Origin of the sequence: Acidovorax sp. (assembly GCF_046294525.1) — a bacterium.
Classification (GTDB): Bacteria; Pseudomonadota; Gammaproteobacteria; order Burkholderiales; family Burkholderiaceae_C; genus Acidovorax.
In genome coordinates, this window is sequence record NZ_JBKBKQ010000010.1 from 1 (window position 1) to 15833 (window position 15833).

Sequence of the window (15833 nt, forward strand, 5' to 3'; positions counted from 1 at the left end):
GTTGCCCGCAGCGAAGCGAAGGGACGCAGCGTGTAGGGTCGCCCTTTCTTTGGTGACTTTCTTTCGGCGAGACGAAAGAAAGTTACTGCGCCGCCGGGCGCACACCCCGGCCTCCGCCCTCCAGCAAGGCACGCAGCCCAAATCAGCGAACGAGCCCAAGCGCCCCGGCTTCGACAGGCTCAGCCCGAACGGTCTTGGGAAATCGCGCCCCGGCTTCGACCAGGCTCAACCCGAACGGTCGGTGTGATCCCAAGGCTTCGACAACCTCAGCCTGACACGCCAGCGATGTCAAAAACTACAAAAACCATAGCTGCTAGCGGTTATCCAGTAAGCGCTAGCGCCTGTTTTAACCAAAATTTTCAGAACGGATAGTGCCGAGGCGTCGTCTGCACCGTCACCCAGCGCAGCTCGGTGAACTCTCGCACCCCCGCCATCCCCCCAAACCGTCCATACCCAGAACTCTTCACGCCGCCAAACGGCATCTGGCCTTCGTCGTGGACGGTGGGGCCATTCACATGGCAAATGCCCGACTCGATGCGCGCCGCCACGTTCCAGGCCTTCGCCACGTCGCGGCTGAACACGGCGGACGAGAGACCGAACTCGTTGTCGTTGGCGCAGGCAATGGCTTCTTCCACGCCGTTCACGCGCACCACGGGCTTGACTGGGCCAAACGACTCTTCGCGGTAGATGTCCATCTCGGCCGTCACATGGTCCAGCACGGTGGCCCGCATCAGCGTGCTGTCGCTCTTGCCGCCGCAGACCAGCTTGGCGCCCTTGGCCAGTGCGTCGTCGATGAGCGCGTTGCAACGCTGTACGGTGCTCATATCCACCACCGAGCCCAGCACCACCGGGCCCTTGCGCGGGTCGCCCAGCGGCAGGGCCTTGGCACGCTCGCTCAGCTTGGCCACAAATTCATCGGCCACGGCGTTGTCCACGATGATGCGTTCGGTGGACATGCAGATCTGGCCCGAATTGGCGAACGCGCCAAACACCGTGCCTGCCACCGCGGCGTCGATGTCGGCGTCATCCAGCACCAGCAGCGGGGCCTTGCCGCCCAGCTCCAGCACCACTGGCTTGAGGTATTTGGCGCAGGTCTGCGCAATGATGCGGCCCACCTTGGTGGAACCGGTGAAGTTGATGCGGCGCACGGCCGGGTGGGCGACGATGGCTTCGACCACGGCTCCGGCATCGGCGGGTGCGTTGGTTACAAAGTTCACCACGCCGGTCGGCAGGCCCGCCTCCTGCATGGCTTCGATGATGAGGCCGTGGGTAGCCGGGCACAGCTCTGACCCCTTGAGGATCACCGTGTTGCCGCAGGCCAGTGGCGTGGCAATGGCGCGCACGCCGAGGATGACGGGGGCGTTCCAGGGCGCAATGCCCAGCACCACGCCCGCGGCTTGGCGCACGCCCATGGCCAGGCTGCCGGGCACGTCGGACGGGATCACCTCGCCCGCGATCTGTGTGGTCAGCGCGGCAGCTTCTTGCAGCAGGCCTGCCGCCAGGTGCACGTTGAAGCCGGCCCACATGCCAGATGCGCCGGTTTCAGCCGCCATGGCCTTGGCAAAGGCTTCTGTCTTGGCTTCCAGGGCGTGCGCGGCCTTAAGCAGCAGGGCGCGGCGGGCATTGGGGCCCATGGCGGACCAAGCCGGGAAAGCCTTGGCGGCGGCATCGGCGGCTGCTTTGGCGTCGGCCACGGTGGCGGCAGGGGCGGTGGTGGCGACGGAGCCGTCCAGCGGATTGCGGCGCTCAAAGGTGCCGCCGCCAGTGGCTTGCACGCGCTCACCGTTGATCAGCATGGAAATAGCGGTCATGTAGGGTCTCCTTGGCTACAACAAACAAAAAAATCAGGGACGAACAAAGAGGGAAAGGAACAAGCAGAGAAAGTTCAGGCAACGCCGAGGTACGCCTGCCGCACCACATCGGACTGCAGCAAGTCGGATGCGTTGCCCGACGCCACGATGCGCCCGCGCTCCAGCACGTAGCCGCGCTGTGCGATCTGCAGCGCCTTGCGCACGTTCTGCTCGACCATGAGCACCGTCACGCCCTGCACGGCGATGCGCTGCACGATGGCCAGCAGCTCATCGACCATACGCGGCGCCAGGCCCAGCGAGGGCTCGTCCAGCATCAGCAGGCGCGGGCCGCTCATCATGGCGCGGGCCACGGCCACCATCTGCTGCTCGCCGCCGCTCATGGTGCCGGCTAGCTGTGTGGCGCGTTCCTTGAGGCGGGGAAAGTCTTCAAACGCCTGATGCAACCGCTCGGCCCGCACCCGTGATGGCACCAGCCAGCCGCCCAGCTCCAGGTTCTCGGTCACCGTCATCTGCGGGAACAGCTGGCGGCCCTCGGCCACCAGGGCCAGGCCGCGCTGCACGCAGGCGGTGGCGTTCATGGCAGGCAGGTCGCTGCCGTCCAGCGCCACGGTGCCCGTGCGCGGCAGCAGCCCGGCCAGGGCCTTGAGCAGCGTGGTCTTGCCTGCACCGTTGGGGCCGACGATGACGGTGATTCCGGGCGCGGCCTGCAGCGACAGGTCTTGCAGCACCTGAAAGCCGTGGTAGCCCGTGGTCAGGTTCTGCACGGTGAGGTGTGCGCCGCTCATGCCGTGGCTCCTTGTTCTGCGTTGTGGGTCATCTCGTCACCCAGATAGGCCTCGATTACCTGCGGGTCGCGCACCACCTCGGCGGGTGTGCCGTCGGCAATCTTGCGGCCCTGGTGCAGCACCAGCACGCGCTCCACGTACTTGAGCAGCGTGGTCACTGCGTGCTCGATCCACACCACCGTCAGCCCCCAGTCGTCGCGCAGGCGGCGGATGCGCTGGGCCATGGCGTCCACCTCGGCCTCGGTCAGTCCGGCGGCCACCTCGTCGAGCAGCAGCAGGCGCGGGCGTGTGCCCAGGGCCATGCCGATCTCCAGCAGGCGCTGCTGCGAAGGCGTCACGTCCGCAGCCGGGCGGTCGGCCAGGTGGGCCAAGCCCAGCATGGCCAGGATCTCGCCCTCGCTGCGCAGGCCCTCGGGCCCCTGGCGGTGGCGGCCTGCGAACTGCATGCCAAAGCGCACGTTGTCGCGCACCGTCATGTCGGGGAACACGCGTGGGGTCTGGAAAGTGCGCGCAATGCCGTGGGCCGCGTAGTGGTGCGGGCCCTTGCCCGTCAGGTCGTCGGCGCCGCTCACCAGCGTGCCCGAGGTGGGCGGTTGCACGCCCGAGATGGCGTTGAAGAACGTGGTCTTGCCCGCGCCATTCGGGCCGATGATGCCGATCAGCTCGCCCACATGCAGCGTAGCGCTCACGCCATCCACGGCAGTCAGGCCGCCAAAGCGCACGGTCACGCTGTCAATGGTCAAAAGTGCGTCAGCCATGGTGCGCCTCCGCAGCAGGCTTGCGCCGTTGCCACAGCGTGGCCAGGCCATTGGGCAAGTACATCACGCACAGAATCAGCAGCAGGCCCAGCACCATCATGTAGCCGTAGGGCAGCTGCAGGCGCAGCGTTTCGGCCAGCAGGCTGAATACGATGGCCGCCAGGATGGGGCCGCCCAGGCTGGTAGCACCGCCAATCAGCGCGATCAGCACGGTCTGGAAGCCGATGAAGGGGCTGAAAACCGCTGCGGGCTCGATGTACGTCCAGCGTACGGCCATGGCTGCACCCACGGCGCCTGCAAACGCGGCGGTGATGCCAAAGCCCGCGATCTTGGCCAGGCGCGTGTCCACGCCCAGCGTCTGGGCGCGCTGCTCGTCGGCGCCGATGCCTGCCAGTGCGAGGCCAAAGCGGCTGCGCTGGATGGCAATGGCGGTTGCAATGGCGCCCGCCGCGATCAGCAGCACCGTGAGGTACACCGTCTCGTTGCTGGGCACCACCGTGAGCACGCGGCCCACGGTGCCGGAGACCTGCTTTTCTACAAAAGTCACCGCGTGGCGGATCAGCTCGGTCATGCCGAAGGTCAGCACAGCAAAGTAGGTGCCGCGCAGGTGCAGCACGGCGGCGCCCATCACCACGGCCACCACGGTGGCGATCAGAGCGCCGGCCAGGATGACCAGGGGCCAGGGCAACACTGCCAGCAGGGTGGCGCTGGTGTAGGCGCCGATACCAAAGAAGGCCGAGGTAGCCAGCGAGAGGTAGCGCGTGGCACCGCAGAACAACGACCAGCTGGTGGCCAGCGCGATGTACATCAGGCAGCTGAGCAGCACCGAGGCCACGAACTCGGACACCAGCCAGGGCAGGGTGCCGACCACGGCCACGCCCACTGCGAGCGCAAGCCAGGGCTTGTTGGAAGGAAGGAGTTTCATTTCTTGCTAAACAAACCGTTGGGGCGCCAGATCAGCACGCCGATGAACACTGCATAGCTCAGCAGCATCTTGAGAGACGGGCTGCTGAAGTGCATGCCCAGCGCCTCGACCACCCCCAGCAGCAGGCCACCGGCCAGACTGCCCGCCAGGCTGCCGAAGCCGCCCAGCGTGATGACGATCAGTGCCGTCACGGTGTAGGGCTCGCCCATCGACGGAGAAATCTCGTACGTCATCGAGAGCAGCGCACCCGCCACGCCCGAGAGGCCCAGGCCAATGCCAAACATCATCGGGTGCAGCCGCCGCGTGTTGATGCCCACCAGCTGCGCGCCCGGGGGCGACTGCATCAGCGCCCGCACGGCCTTGCCCAGCAGCGTGAGCTTGAGCAGTGCGATCAGCGCGGCCGACAACGCCAGTGCCACGCCAAACAGCACCAGCTTTTTCTCGGTGAAGCGCATACCTGCAACCTGCACCGGATCGGCCAGGTATTCGTAGCCGCGCAGGTCGCCACCCCAGATGAGCAGGGCGGTGTTCTGCACCAGGAACATCAGGCCAAAGCCCACCATCAGGCTGCGCGCCTCGAACACGTCCACGTTGGGCGCCCGCGCCGCCAGGCGCTTGAAGCACAGCGCGTGCACCACTACGCCCAACACAAACAATGCGATGAAAGCCAGCGGCATCAGCAGCAGTGGCGACCAGCCCCATGCCGTATGCGCCCACCATGTCAGGAAGGCGCCGAGCATCAGGAACTCGCCATGCGAGATGTTCATGATGCGCATGAGCCCGTATTGCAGATTCAGGCCCATGGCCACCAGCGCGTAGATGCCGCCGGTAATGAGGCCACTGGCGACCAGTTCGGCCCAGGAAGTCAAAGACACAGTGCAGGTTCCGAAAGATTTATTTCCAGGCGGGCTTGCTGGTGTTGAGCTGTGCTGTGGCGCGGTCCTTGGGCCAGACGACTTCGAAGTCGCTGCCCTGCCACTGGCTCACCGTGCCGGGGATGGACGCGTTCTCGCTGCCCGCAAAGCGGATGCCCCCCAGGATGGTGCTGAACTCGTTCTTGGCGATGTGATCGCGCAGTGCCTTGCGGTCCAGGCCCGCCTTTTCCACCGCCTGCTGCAGGATCTGCAGCGCTGCCCACGAGTGGCCGCTGGCCCAGCGGTCGGGCTCCTTGTTGAACTTCTTCACGTGGGCATCGAAGTACGCCTTGGCCTCGGGGCTGGTCTTCACGCTCCACGAGCCCATGCCGATCACGCCTTCGGTGTTGGCGGCCATCACGTTCTTGTAGAGCTGGAAGGCCGTGCCAACCGACGCGTAGAAGAACTTGGGGTTCAGGCCCACCTCGCGCGCCTGGCGGCTGGCCAGGATGGTGTCGGGCGGATAGGTGATGCCGATGAAGGCGTCGGGGTTCTGGTCCTTGATGCCGCGCAGCACGGGCGCCAGGTCCTTCACGCCCAGCGGGTAGCTCTTGCGCTCCACCACCTGGATGCTGGTCTTCTTGAGCGCGTTGTTCAGCGCCGCGAAGTTCTCCAGGCCAAACAGGTCGTCCATGTAGACGATGGCAATGGTCTTGACGTTGTTGGCCACCAGCATGTCCACCAGCGCGCCCATCATCTTGTCGGGCTGCTGCAGCAGCGAAAAGAAGTAAGGCAGGTTCATGTCGATCAGCTTGCGCGACAGCGCCGTGGGCGCGAGCAGCGGGTAGCCGAAGCGGTTGGCCAGCGGCGCGATGGCGAAGTTGGCGCCTGAGCCCCAGGGCGGCAGGATCAGGTCCACCTTGTCGCTGCCCATGAGCTTTTCGTAAGTGCGCACACAGGTTTCGGTTTCGCTGCGGTCGTCGTAGCCGATGAGTTCGATGGGTCGCTTGGTGCCCTTCACGCTCAGGCCACCCGCTGCGTTGACTTGCTCTGCCCACAGCAGGTAGTTGGGCTCCTGGCTCACTTGTGCGCCTGCGGCCCAGGGGCCCGTGCGCGCAATCGCATAGCCAATGCGTACGGGACTGGCGCTGCTGCCCTGGGCCCATAGGTGGGGCGCTACGGCCAGGGTGCCCACGGTGGCGGCTGCGCCTTTGATCCACTGGCGCTTGGAGGGGTGGTGTCGGGTCATTGGATGTCTCCTCAAAGGGGTGGCCCACGCGGTGCGGGCTCTGTCCTGATCGTAGGAGGACGCGGTGGTTCTCGCTGCGCTGTGCGTGCACAAAACGCTTGCCTCAGCGTGCAAGGCTCAGCGGGTTTTCCCGGATTTCCCTGGGTGGCACGGGTTAGCGCCCCGGCAGATAATTCGTCCGCATAACCATTCGCCTCGCGCAACCACCGCACTGGAGACACCATGGCCCACGCTTTGACCGAGGTATCCACCGACACCGTGCCCGCGCGCGACCGCCTGCACCTGTGGGGCGACGCCGTGTGGCGCCTGATCGGCGGGCTGGAGTCTGATGCCTTTGGCGACGAGGCCTTTGCGGGCCACATCACCTCGGGCCAGGCTGGGTATGTGAATCTGTGCCAACTCAGTGTGAGCCGTCACCGCGTGGTGCGCACCCCCAGCCTCATCCGGGGCAGCGACCGGGCCTACATCAAGATCGTTGCGCAGCTGGAGGGCCGCGCCTGCTTTGAGCAGAATGGCCGCCAGGTGTGGCTTTCGCCGGGCGAGTGGAGCGTGTACGACACCACGCGCGCCTATGCGGTGAGCAACCCCGACGCGGTGCGGCAGATGGTGTTGATGATCCCCAAGGAACAATTGCCCGAACGCAAGCTGAAGCTGGACGACCTGATGGTGCAGCGCTTTTCCGGCACGTCGGGCGTGTCACGCCTCGCGTGGGACACCATGCGCGCCGCGTTTGCCGAGCTGCCCACCATGTCCGACGCCGCAGCGGACGGCGTGGCCGACGTGATCACGCACCTGGTGCAACTGTCGCTGCTGGAGCGCAATGGCCAGCACAGCGCGCCGTCGCAGCGCGAGGCGCTGAAGGACCGCATCCTGCAGTACATCGACCGGCACCTGGGCGACCCCGACCTGACAATTGATCGTATGGCGCAGGCGCTGAACTGCAGCCGGCGACACCTGTACAACGCGCTGGCCGACGGCGAGGAAACCTTGGCTGCCATGATTCAGCGCCGGCGCCTGGAGGCCTGCCTGCGCGACTTGCGCCATCCCGCGCATGTGCAGCGCTCCGTCACGGACATTGCCCTGTCCTGGGGTTTCAGCAACAGCGCCCACTTCAGCCGCGCCTTTCGCGCGCACATGGGCTGCAGCCCCAGCGAATACCGTATACGCGGCGTCGGACTGCTCACGCACTGAACGGAGAAACGCACACGCCTGCGGGAGCGTTGCGAGGGACAAAAGCAAAAGGCCTGCAGCAGAAAGCGCAGGCCTTTTCGATGGGTGCGGCAAGCTATTTTGTTACCAGCCGCTGGAAGGGCATACGGATCACTGGATCGACAAAGTGGTGGCCTTGCTGACAGGCTCCATCTTGGCCAGGGTGAGCGTCAGCACGCCGTTTTCCAGCTTGGCGCTGCTTTGGCCAGCGTCGATGTCGGCGGCCAGCTCCCAGGCGCGCTGCACCTGGCGGGGCGCGCCTTCCACGCTCTGCAGGCGCACGACGTTGCCTTCGATGCTGATCTGCAACTGATCTCGGGACAGGCCCGGCACATCCAGCTGCAGTGTGGTGGCTTTTTCATCCTGGGTGACGGTGCAGCCCGCCGAGCGCGCGGTGGGCTCAGCGAGGGTGCCCATCAGGAAACGTTGCAGGGCGAGATCGGCCGAACGGGGGGCGGGGGTGAAGGCGGCGCGGCGGATCACGGGGGCGAAAATCATGGGTGGCTCCTATACACTGCGCGGCTCTCGACGTGGTCGCCGCATGGCAGAGAGGTGCGTGCGGCCACGCCGCATTTCAAGGGAAAAAAGGCATGAATAAATTGCAGGCGATGGGCTTGAAAACAGGCGCAGCGGCTTTACGTCTATCCGTTTTGTCTGCGGCAGCTGTGGCCGTGGCGGCTGCAGCTTCAGCAGCAGCGCTTTTAGTGCCTTCCACGGCGCGCGCCCAGGCAGCCCCGGCAGCGGCGCCTGTGCCCCAGGCGCGGCCCGTGAAAGTGGCGCTCATCGAAAGCCTCTCGGGCGCTTTTGCCAACACGGGCGAGGCCGTGTACCGCAACATCTACTGGGCCATGGAGCGCGTGAATGCACGGGGTGGCGTGCAACTGCCACCAGCAGCCGGCGGGCCGCGCCTGTTGGCGCTGGAGCGCTATGACAGTAAGGGCCAGAACGAAGAGGCGCTGTCAGCCTTGCGCGCGGCCATCGACGATGGCGCCCAGGTCATCCTGCAAGGCAACTCGTCGGCGACGGCCGCAGTGTTGATCGAGGCGATCAACAAGCACAACGAGCGCGACCCGGGCCGGCGCGTGATCTTTCTCAACTACTCGGCGGTGGACCCCATCCTCACCAATGAGAAGTGCAGCTTCTGGCACTTCCGCTTTGACGCGCACGCCGACATGCGCATGGCGGCGCTCATGGAGGTGATGCGCGAGGACAAATCCCTCAAGAGCGTGTACCTCATCGGCCAGGACTACAGCTTTGGCCAGGCCGTGCTCCGCGAAGCGAGAAAGCAGCTAGCCGCGCAGCGGCCGGACGTGGCCGTGGTGGGCGACGAGCTGCACCCCGTGGGCCGTGTGAAGGACTTTGCGCCGTATGCCGTCAAGATCAAGGCCAGCGGCGCGCAGGCGGTGGTCACGGGCAACTGGGGCAATGACTTGACCCTGCTGGTGAAGGCAGCGCGCGAAGTGGGCTATGACGGCAGCTTCTATACCTTTTACGGCAACGCGCTGGGCGCGCCGGCCGCCATGGGCGACGCGGGCATCGGCAAAGTGGTGGCGGTGGCCGACTGGCTGCCCAACGTGCCCGGTGCGCAGAGCGAGGCGTTCTACCAATCCTTCCGCACGCGTTTTCCCAAGCCGCAGGACGACTACGTGCACATGCGCATGCAGCTTATGGTGGAGGCGCTGGCCCAGTCCATCGAGCGTGCGGGCAGCACCGATGCCGTGGCCGTGGCGCGGCAGCTGGAAAACGCGCAGGTGCAGCTGTCGGGCCAGGGCGGCAGCATGCGCGCGGCCGATCACCAGTTTCAGCAAGCGCTGGTGGTCGGCGTGATGGACAAAAAGGGCGCGCCGGGCGTGAAGTTCGACGTGGAAGGGTCGGGCTACGGTTTCCGCGTGGTGCGGCAAATCCCAGCGGCCAAGGCTCAGCAGCCGCACAGCTGCCAGATGCAGCGTTTCTGAGGCGTGGCGCGGAGGGCCGCGCCTGCGGGTTCACTCAGCGCCGGATGCGGTGCCCCGTCTTGAACACCCACCACACCACCACCAGGCACAGCGTGAGGAACACCAGCGTCATGGCCGTGCTCACGCCGATGTGCACGTCCGCCTGGCCATAGAACGCCCACCGCAGGCCGTTGATGAGATAGACCACGGGGTTGAACAGCGACACGGTCTGCCACAGCGGCGGCAGCATGCTGATGCTGTAGAACGCCCCGCCCAGAAAGGTGAGCGGGGTAATGATCAGCAGCGGGATGACCTGCAGCTTCTGAAAGCTGTCAGCCCACAGGCCGATGATGAAGCCGAACAGGCAGAACGTGATGGCCGTGAGCACCAGGAAGCCCACCATCCACACAGGGTGGGCTACCTCGTACGGCACGAAAACGCGGGCGGTGGCAAGGATGAGCACCGACACCATGAGCGACTTGCTGGCCGCCGCGCCCACGTACCCCAGCAGCGCCTCCACCCAGTTCACCGGCGCGCTCAGCAGTTCGTAGATCGTGCCCGACCACTTGGGCATGTAGATCCCGAAGGCCGAGTTGGAGATGCTCTCGGACAGCAGCGACAGCATGAGGAGGCCGGGGATGATGTAGGCGCCGTAGCTCACGCCGCCGATGTCGCCCATGCGCGATCCGATGGCCGAGCCAAACACGATGAAGTACAGCGCTGTGGTGAGCACCGGTGCGATCAGGCTTTGCATCCAGGTTCGGAACGCACGGTTCATTTCAAAGCGGTAGATGGCGCGCACGCCATGAAGGTTGAGTCCGGTCATGAGCGGGCAGCCTTGGTTTCGTCGGTGGGATTCTGGTGCACCAGGCTCACGAAGATGTCTTCGAGCGAGCTTTCGCTGGAGTGCAGGTCCTTGAAGTCGATGCCCTGCTCCTGCAGGGCGCGCAGCAGGGCAGCAATGCCCGTGTCTTCCTGCTGCGAATCAAAAGTGTAGGTGAGCTGTGTGCCGCCTTCGCTGAGTGCCAGCGGCCAGCGGGCGAGCGTGGCGGGCACCTGCTGAAGCGCGTGCTGCAGCGTGATGGCCAGTTGCTTCTTGCCCAGCTTGCGCATCAGCACGTGCTTGTCTTCCACCACGATCAGCTCACCCTTGCGGATCACGCCGATGCGGTCGGCCATGTCCTCTGCCTCTTCCAGATAGTGCGTGGTGAGGATGATGGTGGTGCCCGCGTCGCGCAGTGCGCGCACCAGGCGCCACATGTCGTGGCGCAGCTCCACGTCCACGCCCGCGCTGGGTTCGTCCAGGAACAGGATCTTGGGTTCGTGCGACAGCGCCTTGGCGATCAGCACGCGGCGCTTCATACCGCCCGAGAGCGCCAGGATCTTGGTGTCCTTCTTGTCCCACAGCGACAGGTCTTTAAGGATTTTTTCGATGTACGCCGGGTTGGGCGGCTTGCCGAACAGGCCGCGGCTAAAGCTCACTGTGGCCCACACGGTTTCGAACGAGTCGGTGTGCAGCTCCTGCGGCACCAGGCCGATGGCGGCGCGGGCGGCCCGGTAGTCGCGCACGGTGTCGTGCCCGTCGGCGGTGATGGTGCCTGCCGTGGCGTTGCTCATGCCGCAGATCACACTGATCAGAGTGGTCTTGCCCGCGCCGTTGGGGCCGAGCAGCGCAAAGATTTCGCCGCGACGGATGTCGAGGTCAATGTTCTTGAGCGCCTGGAAGCCGCCGGCGTAGGTCTTGCTGACGCCGCGCACGCGGACGATGGCGTCGTCGGAGGTTGCGGGGAATGGGGATGCTGCTGCTGGCATGGGCTGAATGTGAGGGGGCAGGAAGGCTGCCGCGCACGCGGCCGAAGCGACGCATTGTGGACTGACTAACGCATGCGCGCTGAGCGGCCCCGGCAATCCCCCAGGCCGCCCCTTGTGCCCGGTCAACGCGCGCGGGCTGCGGCCACTTCGGCGCCGAGCTCGATCACCGCCATCGCGTAGTAGCTGGACCAGTTGTAGCGCGTGATGGCGTAGAAGTTCTCCGTGCCAGCGACGTAGCTGGGCGCGTCGGCGCCGTTTTGCAGCTCCACCAGCGCCAGCGACCCGGTGTGCCTCGCGCCGGCCGCGTCCAGCACAGCGCCCTTGGCCTGAAGGCTGGGCGCGCTGAAGGTGGGCAGGATGTCGGGTGCCAGAAGGTCATCCAGCTGCAGCCGCGCCGTGTCGAATTGCACGGCGTAATGCGTGGGCATGCCGGGGATCCAGCCATGGGCGATGAAGTAGTTGGCCACTGAGCCGATGGCGTCCACAGGGCTTCTGAACAGGTCGATGCGGCCGTCGCCGTCGAAGTCGATGGCGTACCGTACCCAGCTGGACGGCATGAACTGGCCCAGGCCCATGGCGCCTGCGTAGCTGCCGCGCAGGGCAAACGGGTCGATGTTGCTGCGGTCGGTGAGGCTCAGCAACTGCTCCAGCTCGCGGCGGAAGAACTCGGTGCGCTCGGCCGCGCGCGGGTGGCCAGTGGGAAAGTCAAACGCCAGCGTGGCCAGCGCATCCATTACGCGGAAGTTGCCCATCTGTTGTCCGTACACCGTCTCCACGCCGATGATGCCGACGATGATCTCGGCCGGCACGCCAAACTCGCGCTCTGCCCGTTCCAGCGCGGCGCGGTGCTCCTGCCAGAAGCGCACGCCGGCCTGGATGCGCACCGGGTCGATGAAGCGTGCACGGTAGGCGCGCCAGTTCTTGGGCGTGCCCTTGGGTGGGGGCAGCATCAGGCGCGGCACCTGGGGCAGAAAGCGCGCCTGGCCAATGGCCTGGCGCACCCATTCGCGATCCAGGTTGCGGCGCGCGGCCAAGTCGTCGGCAAACTGCATCGCATCGCTGCGGGTGGCGTACAGGACCGGGGCCTTGGCGGATGCTGCAGCCGTGTTGCTGACAGCTGCAGACTTTGAGTGTTTTTGGCCGCTGGCGCTTACTGGTAGAGTGCTGGCAGCTATCAATGCGATAGCGGTGGCGAAAACGGTGGCGAGGCGGGCGGTGGGGGCGGTTGTCGGTCTGGCAGTCTTCGGCATGGGTCCGGGGTCAATTCTTGGGGGGCTGCGGCCAGGGCAGGGCGCTGAATTCGCGGCGCAGCTCGCCCAGTGCCTGGGTGGGGTGGGGCGCATAGCGCAGCTGTTCGAGGCGCAGCAGCCAGTCGGCCACGGGCTGGCTGCTCGCGCCGAATTGTGCCCGCACCCGTTCGGCCATCGCGCGGGGGGGCAGGGTGTCGGGCAGCGGCAGGCCCGCCTGGGCCAGGCGCTGGCGCGTGCGGGCCATCAGGCGCAGCCAGGGGTCGTGCTGGCTGCGCTCCCACAGCGTCCACGCACCGCCGCCCAGGGCGGCGAGCACGATGAGGACGCCCAGCACAGTGGTCAGGTCCTGCCAGCTGGGCGATTCAAAACCCAGGGCCTTGAGCAGGTCCAGCTGGCGGGCCTGGGTGTAATTCAGCACCCATTGGTTCCAGCCGTTGTTGACGGCCTCCCACACGGCGCGCAGGTTTTGCACCAGTCCGGGGCTGATGGTGCCCATGGCATTGGCAAAGGCACCCTGCGGCGCGCGCAGCCGTTGGAATGCGCCTATGCGGCCGGGCGATACGGCGCCGGTGGGGTCCACCCGCACCCAGCCGCGGTTTTCCATCCACACCTCGGCCCAGGCGTGGGCGTCGGCGTTGCGCACCGTCCAGTAGCCGTCCACGGGGTTGCGTTCGCCGCCCTGGTAGCCGGTGACGATGCGCGAGGGCACGTCCAATGCGCGCATCAGCACCACGAAGGCCGACGAGATGTGTTCGCAGAACCCTTCCTTGCGGTCAAACCAGAACTCGTCGGCGGTGTGTTCGCCAAACACGCCCGGGTCCAGCGAATAGTTGTAGCCGCCCGTGCGCAGGCGCTGCAGCACGGCGTTGACCAGTTGCTGCGCGTCAGCGTTGGCCAGGGCCGGGTCGGCACGCATCTGCGCAGCCAGTTCCAGCGTGCGGGGGTTGAAGCCGGGGGGCAGCTCGGTGTGCACGCGCAGCTGCCGGCTGGAGGCATCGGGCCCGTGGCGGAAGCTGGGGTAGCTCACGGCCTGGTAGCGCAGCACCTCGGTGATGGGGCGCGTGGTCATCCACTGCAGGTCCTGCGTCATGTAGGCCTGCATGTTGGGGAGCTGCGGCGCATCGGGGGTGGCCTCCAGCACCATCAGCCAGGGCTGGCGCTGGGGCTCCAGCGTGACCTCGTAGCGCACGGCCGGGCCGCTGACCTGCAGGTTGGCCGGCACGGCCACGCGCGCGGCCCAGGCGCTGTCTTCGCGGAAGGGCTCTGCCTGCCATTCGCGGCCGTCAAAGCCTGTCATTACCGGCCCGCGGAAGTACAGCGCCGACTGCGGCGGCATGCTGCGCTCGTCGCCTTCAAACTTGAGGCGGATGGCCACGCGGTCGTCCAGCGCAATCTCGGCCATGTCGCCGATCTTCATCGTGCCCGACAGCCCGCTGCGGCCGGTGAGGTTGTCTCCGGGCATGCCCCACAGCGGTGCCATGCGCGGGAACAGCATGAACAGCGCCACCATGATGGGCGCACCCAGCAGGGCCATGGACCCGGCGATGCGGAAGGTCTGCGACAGTGGAGGGCGGCCCACCGGCATGTGGGCGTTGACCAGTGCCGTGAGCAGGCCCAGCAGCGCCACCAGCATGGCGCCCGCGGTGACCAGCGACTGCGAGAAGAAGAAGTTGCTGAGCATGGTGAAGAAGCCCAGGAAGAACACCACCAGCGCATCGCGCCGGGCGTGCAGCTCCAGGGTCTTGAGCGCCAGCAGCATCACAATGAGCGTGACCCCCGCATCGCGGCCCAGGATGGTGCGGTGCGAATACAGTGTGCCCGCCACCGCCACCACCACCAGCAGCAGCTTGGTCCACCGCCCCGGCAGGGGCTTGTTGTACCAGGCCAACTGACCGCGCCACAGCAGCACGGCGCCCGTGAGCAGGCTGGCCCAGGCGGGCAGGTTGCTGACCTGCGGGGCCACCACCCAGGCGATGACGAACAGCAGAAACAAGGTGTCCCGCGCATCGCGGGGCAGGGAGGCGAGTGTCTGGCGCACGGTCATGGCAGCAGGAGGGGCGGAGGGCACGGCACGCTTGCGCAAGGCGCGTTGCTGCGATTGCTATGGTTTACATAGCTGCTAGCGCTTGATGGATAAGCGCTGGAGGCCATTTTTATGCAAAATTTGGACATGGTCAGCACAGCGCCAGAGCCTCCAGGCAGCGCATGCGATGGGCCGCGCCGCTATCCGGGGCGATCTCGATGCCGGGCAGCCGGAGGCCGTAGTCCAGCCCCAGCCGGTCGGCCTGCAGCACCCAGGCTGTAAGGCGCGAGACGCGGGCCTCGTGGTCCGGCAGCGCGGCGCGGGCTGGGTCCAGCCACAGTTCGTGGCGCTGCGCCTGCTGCGCGTCGCGGCTCACCAAATCGTCCGTGCCTGTGGCCAGCGACTTGGCCGCCTTCTTCCACACCACCAGCTTGAGCGGATCGCCCCGCCGGTAGGCGCGCACGCCGTCGAATTCGCCAATGCCCTGGGACTGCGCCGCGCCCGTGCCCGAGGCGCGGGGCTCGCCCGGCGGCAGCGGGGGCGCGGGCGTTTCGGGCGCGGGGTAGACCAGCACCTGCGCGGCCGGGCGCCAGTAGGTCCACACCCGGAAGGTGCCCAGCGGAAAGCGCGTCTCGGCCGTGAGCGTGGGCACGCGGTGCAGGCCACGGCGCTCGGGGCGAAAGGCCACCTGCACGCGGCACTGGCCCTGGGCGGGCACGTCCGTCCAGGCCCAGTGGTGGGCCACCTTGCCCGGTGCGTGAACCGCCAGGCCGATGCCGTAGCGCGGCGTCTTGCGCTCGCTCGACAGTTGCACCTCAAACGCGGTGCTGGTGCCCATGAAATGCGGGTCAGGGGCCTTGAGGTGCAGGGTCAGTCCGCGCAGATTGGCGTGGCAGATGTGCATGCCCACGACCACGCTGCCCGCCAGCAAGAAGGTCAGTAGGTACCCCAGGTTGAGCTGGTAGTTGATGGAGGCCACCAGCAGCACGATGAGCGTGAGCGCCAGCATCCAGCCCGAGCCGGTGGGCAGGATGTAGACGTTGCGCTGCGTCAGCACCAGCGTGTCGCTGAGCGGCAGGCGTGCCTGCCACCAGCGCTGGAACCGTTGGCGCAGCGGGGCCAGCGGGTTGACTGCAGCGGCAGCGCGGGAAAGGGCGCTGGACGTGCCGCTGGACGAAGCGCTGGAGGAGCCGTTGGAAGAGGCGAAGGCCATGGCGCAACTG

At 66.6% G+C, this 15833-nt stretch carries 14 protein-coding genes; 2 read left to right on the plus strand and 12 right to left on the minus strand.

Annotated elements, in window-relative coordinates:
* Positions 1-359: 359 nt before the first annotated feature.
* The 6 genes from ACK4HJ_RS11150 to ACK4HJ_RS11175 all read right to left on the minus strand — a co-directional run bounded on the left by ACK4HJ_RS11150 (position 360) and on the right by ACK4HJ_RS11175 (position 6382).
* A complete protein-coding gene (locus ACK4HJ_RS11150; protein ID WP_409831181.1) occupies positions 360-1811 on the minus strand; it encodes an aldehyde dehydrogenase in 1452 nt (483 codons plus the stop codon).
* Between the two features lie 74 nt (positions 1812-1885).
* On the minus strand, positions 1886-2596 hold the full coding sequence (locus tag ACK4HJ_RS11155; RefSeq protein ID WP_409831183.1) for an ABC transporter ATP-binding protein: 711 nt from the start codon (positions 2594-2596) through the stop codon (positions 1886-1888).
* Complete coding sequence (locus ACK4HJ_RS11160; protein WP_409831186.1) at positions 2593-3354, minus strand: ABC transporter ATP-binding protein; 762 nt, start codon at positions 3352-3354, stop codon at positions 2593-2595. The genes ACK4HJ_RS11155 and ACK4HJ_RS11160 overlap by 4 nt, the downstream gene beginning before the upstream one ends.
* Positions 3347-4279 carry a branched-chain amino acid ABC transporter permease gene (locus tag ACK4HJ_RS11165; protein WP_409831189.1) on the minus strand — a complete coding sequence of 311 codons (933 nt, stop codon included), beginning with the start codon at positions 4277-4279 and terminating at the stop codon, positions 3347-3349. The genes ACK4HJ_RS11160 and ACK4HJ_RS11165 overlap by 8 nt, the downstream gene beginning before the upstream one ends.
* Complete coding sequence (locus ACK4HJ_RS11170) at positions 4276-5154, minus strand: branched-chain amino acid ABC transporter permease (protein WP_409831192.1); 879 nt, start codon at positions 5152-5154, stop codon at positions 4276-4278. The genes ACK4HJ_RS11165 and ACK4HJ_RS11170 overlap by 4 nt, the downstream gene beginning before the upstream one ends.
* Before the next feature lie 19 nt (positions 5155-5173).
* Entirely contained in the window at positions 5174-6382 is a 1209-nt protein-coding gene (locus tag ACK4HJ_RS11175) for an amino acid ABC transporter substrate-binding protein (RefSeq protein WP_409831194.1), read from the minus strand.
* 222 nt (positions 6383-6604) lie between these two features.
* On the opposite strand from ACK4HJ_RS11175, the gene ACK4HJ_RS11180 reads away from it, so the two are divergent.
* Complete coding sequence (locus ACK4HJ_RS11180) at positions 6605-7573, plus strand: helix-turn-helix domain-containing protein (protein ID WP_409831197.1); 969 nt, start codon at positions 6605-6607, stop codon at positions 7571-7573.
* Positions 7574-7702: 129 nt separating this feature from the next.
* Here the strand turns inward: ACK4HJ_RS11180 and ACK4HJ_RS11185 are convergent, their stop codons facing one another.
* Complete coding sequence (locus tag ACK4HJ_RS11185) at positions 7703-8089, minus strand: Hsp20/alpha crystallin family protein (protein ID WP_409831199.1); 387 nt, start codon at positions 8087-8089, stop codon at positions 7703-7705.
* A 110-nt stretch (positions 8090-8199) separates the two neighbouring features.
* Here ACK4HJ_RS11185 and ACK4HJ_RS11190 point away from each other — a divergent pair, with 110 nt between their 5' ends.
* Entirely contained in the window at positions 8200-9546 is a 1347-nt protein-coding gene (locus ACK4HJ_RS11190; RefSeq protein WP_409831520.1) for a branched-chain amino acid ABC transporter substrate-binding protein, read from the plus strand.
* A 34-nt stretch (positions 9547-9580) separates the two neighbouring features.
* On the opposite strand, the gene ACK4HJ_RS11195 is transcribed toward ACK4HJ_RS11190, so the two are convergent.
* The 5 genes from ACK4HJ_RS11195 to ACK4HJ_RS11215 form a co-directional block, all read right to left on the minus strand.
* The gene (locus tag ACK4HJ_RS11195; protein WP_409831201.1) at positions 9581-10351 is read right to left on the minus strand and encodes an ABC transporter permease; all 771 of its coding nucleotides are present in this window, start codon (positions 10349-10351) and stop codon (positions 9581-9583) included.
* Complete coding sequence (locus tag ACK4HJ_RS11200) at positions 10348-11337, minus strand: ABC transporter ATP-binding protein (RefSeq protein WP_409831204.1); 990 nt, start codon at positions 11335-11337, stop codon at positions 10348-10350. The genes ACK4HJ_RS11195 and ACK4HJ_RS11200 overlap by 4 nt, the downstream gene beginning before the upstream one ends.
* Positions 11338-11459: 122 nt before the next feature.
* Complete coding sequence (gene mltB, locus ACK4HJ_RS11205) at positions 11460-12587, minus strand: lytic murein transglycosylase B (RefSeq protein ID WP_409831207.1); 1128 nt, start codon at positions 12585-12587, stop codon at positions 11460-11462.
* 10 nt (positions 12588-12597) lie between these two features.
* Complete coding sequence (locus ACK4HJ_RS11210) at positions 12598-14631, minus strand: DUF3488 and DUF4129 domain-containing transglutaminase family protein (protein WP_409831210.1); 2034 nt, start codon at positions 14629-14631, stop codon at positions 12598-12600.
* A gap of 130 nt (positions 14632-14761) precedes the next feature.
* Positions 14762-15823 (minus strand): DUF58 domain-containing protein, encoded by a 1062-nt coding sequence (locus ACK4HJ_RS11215; protein ID WP_409831213.1) that lies wholly within the window; start codon positions 15821-15823, stop codon positions 14762-14764.
* Between the last annotated feature and the right edge of the window lie 10 nt (positions 15824-15833).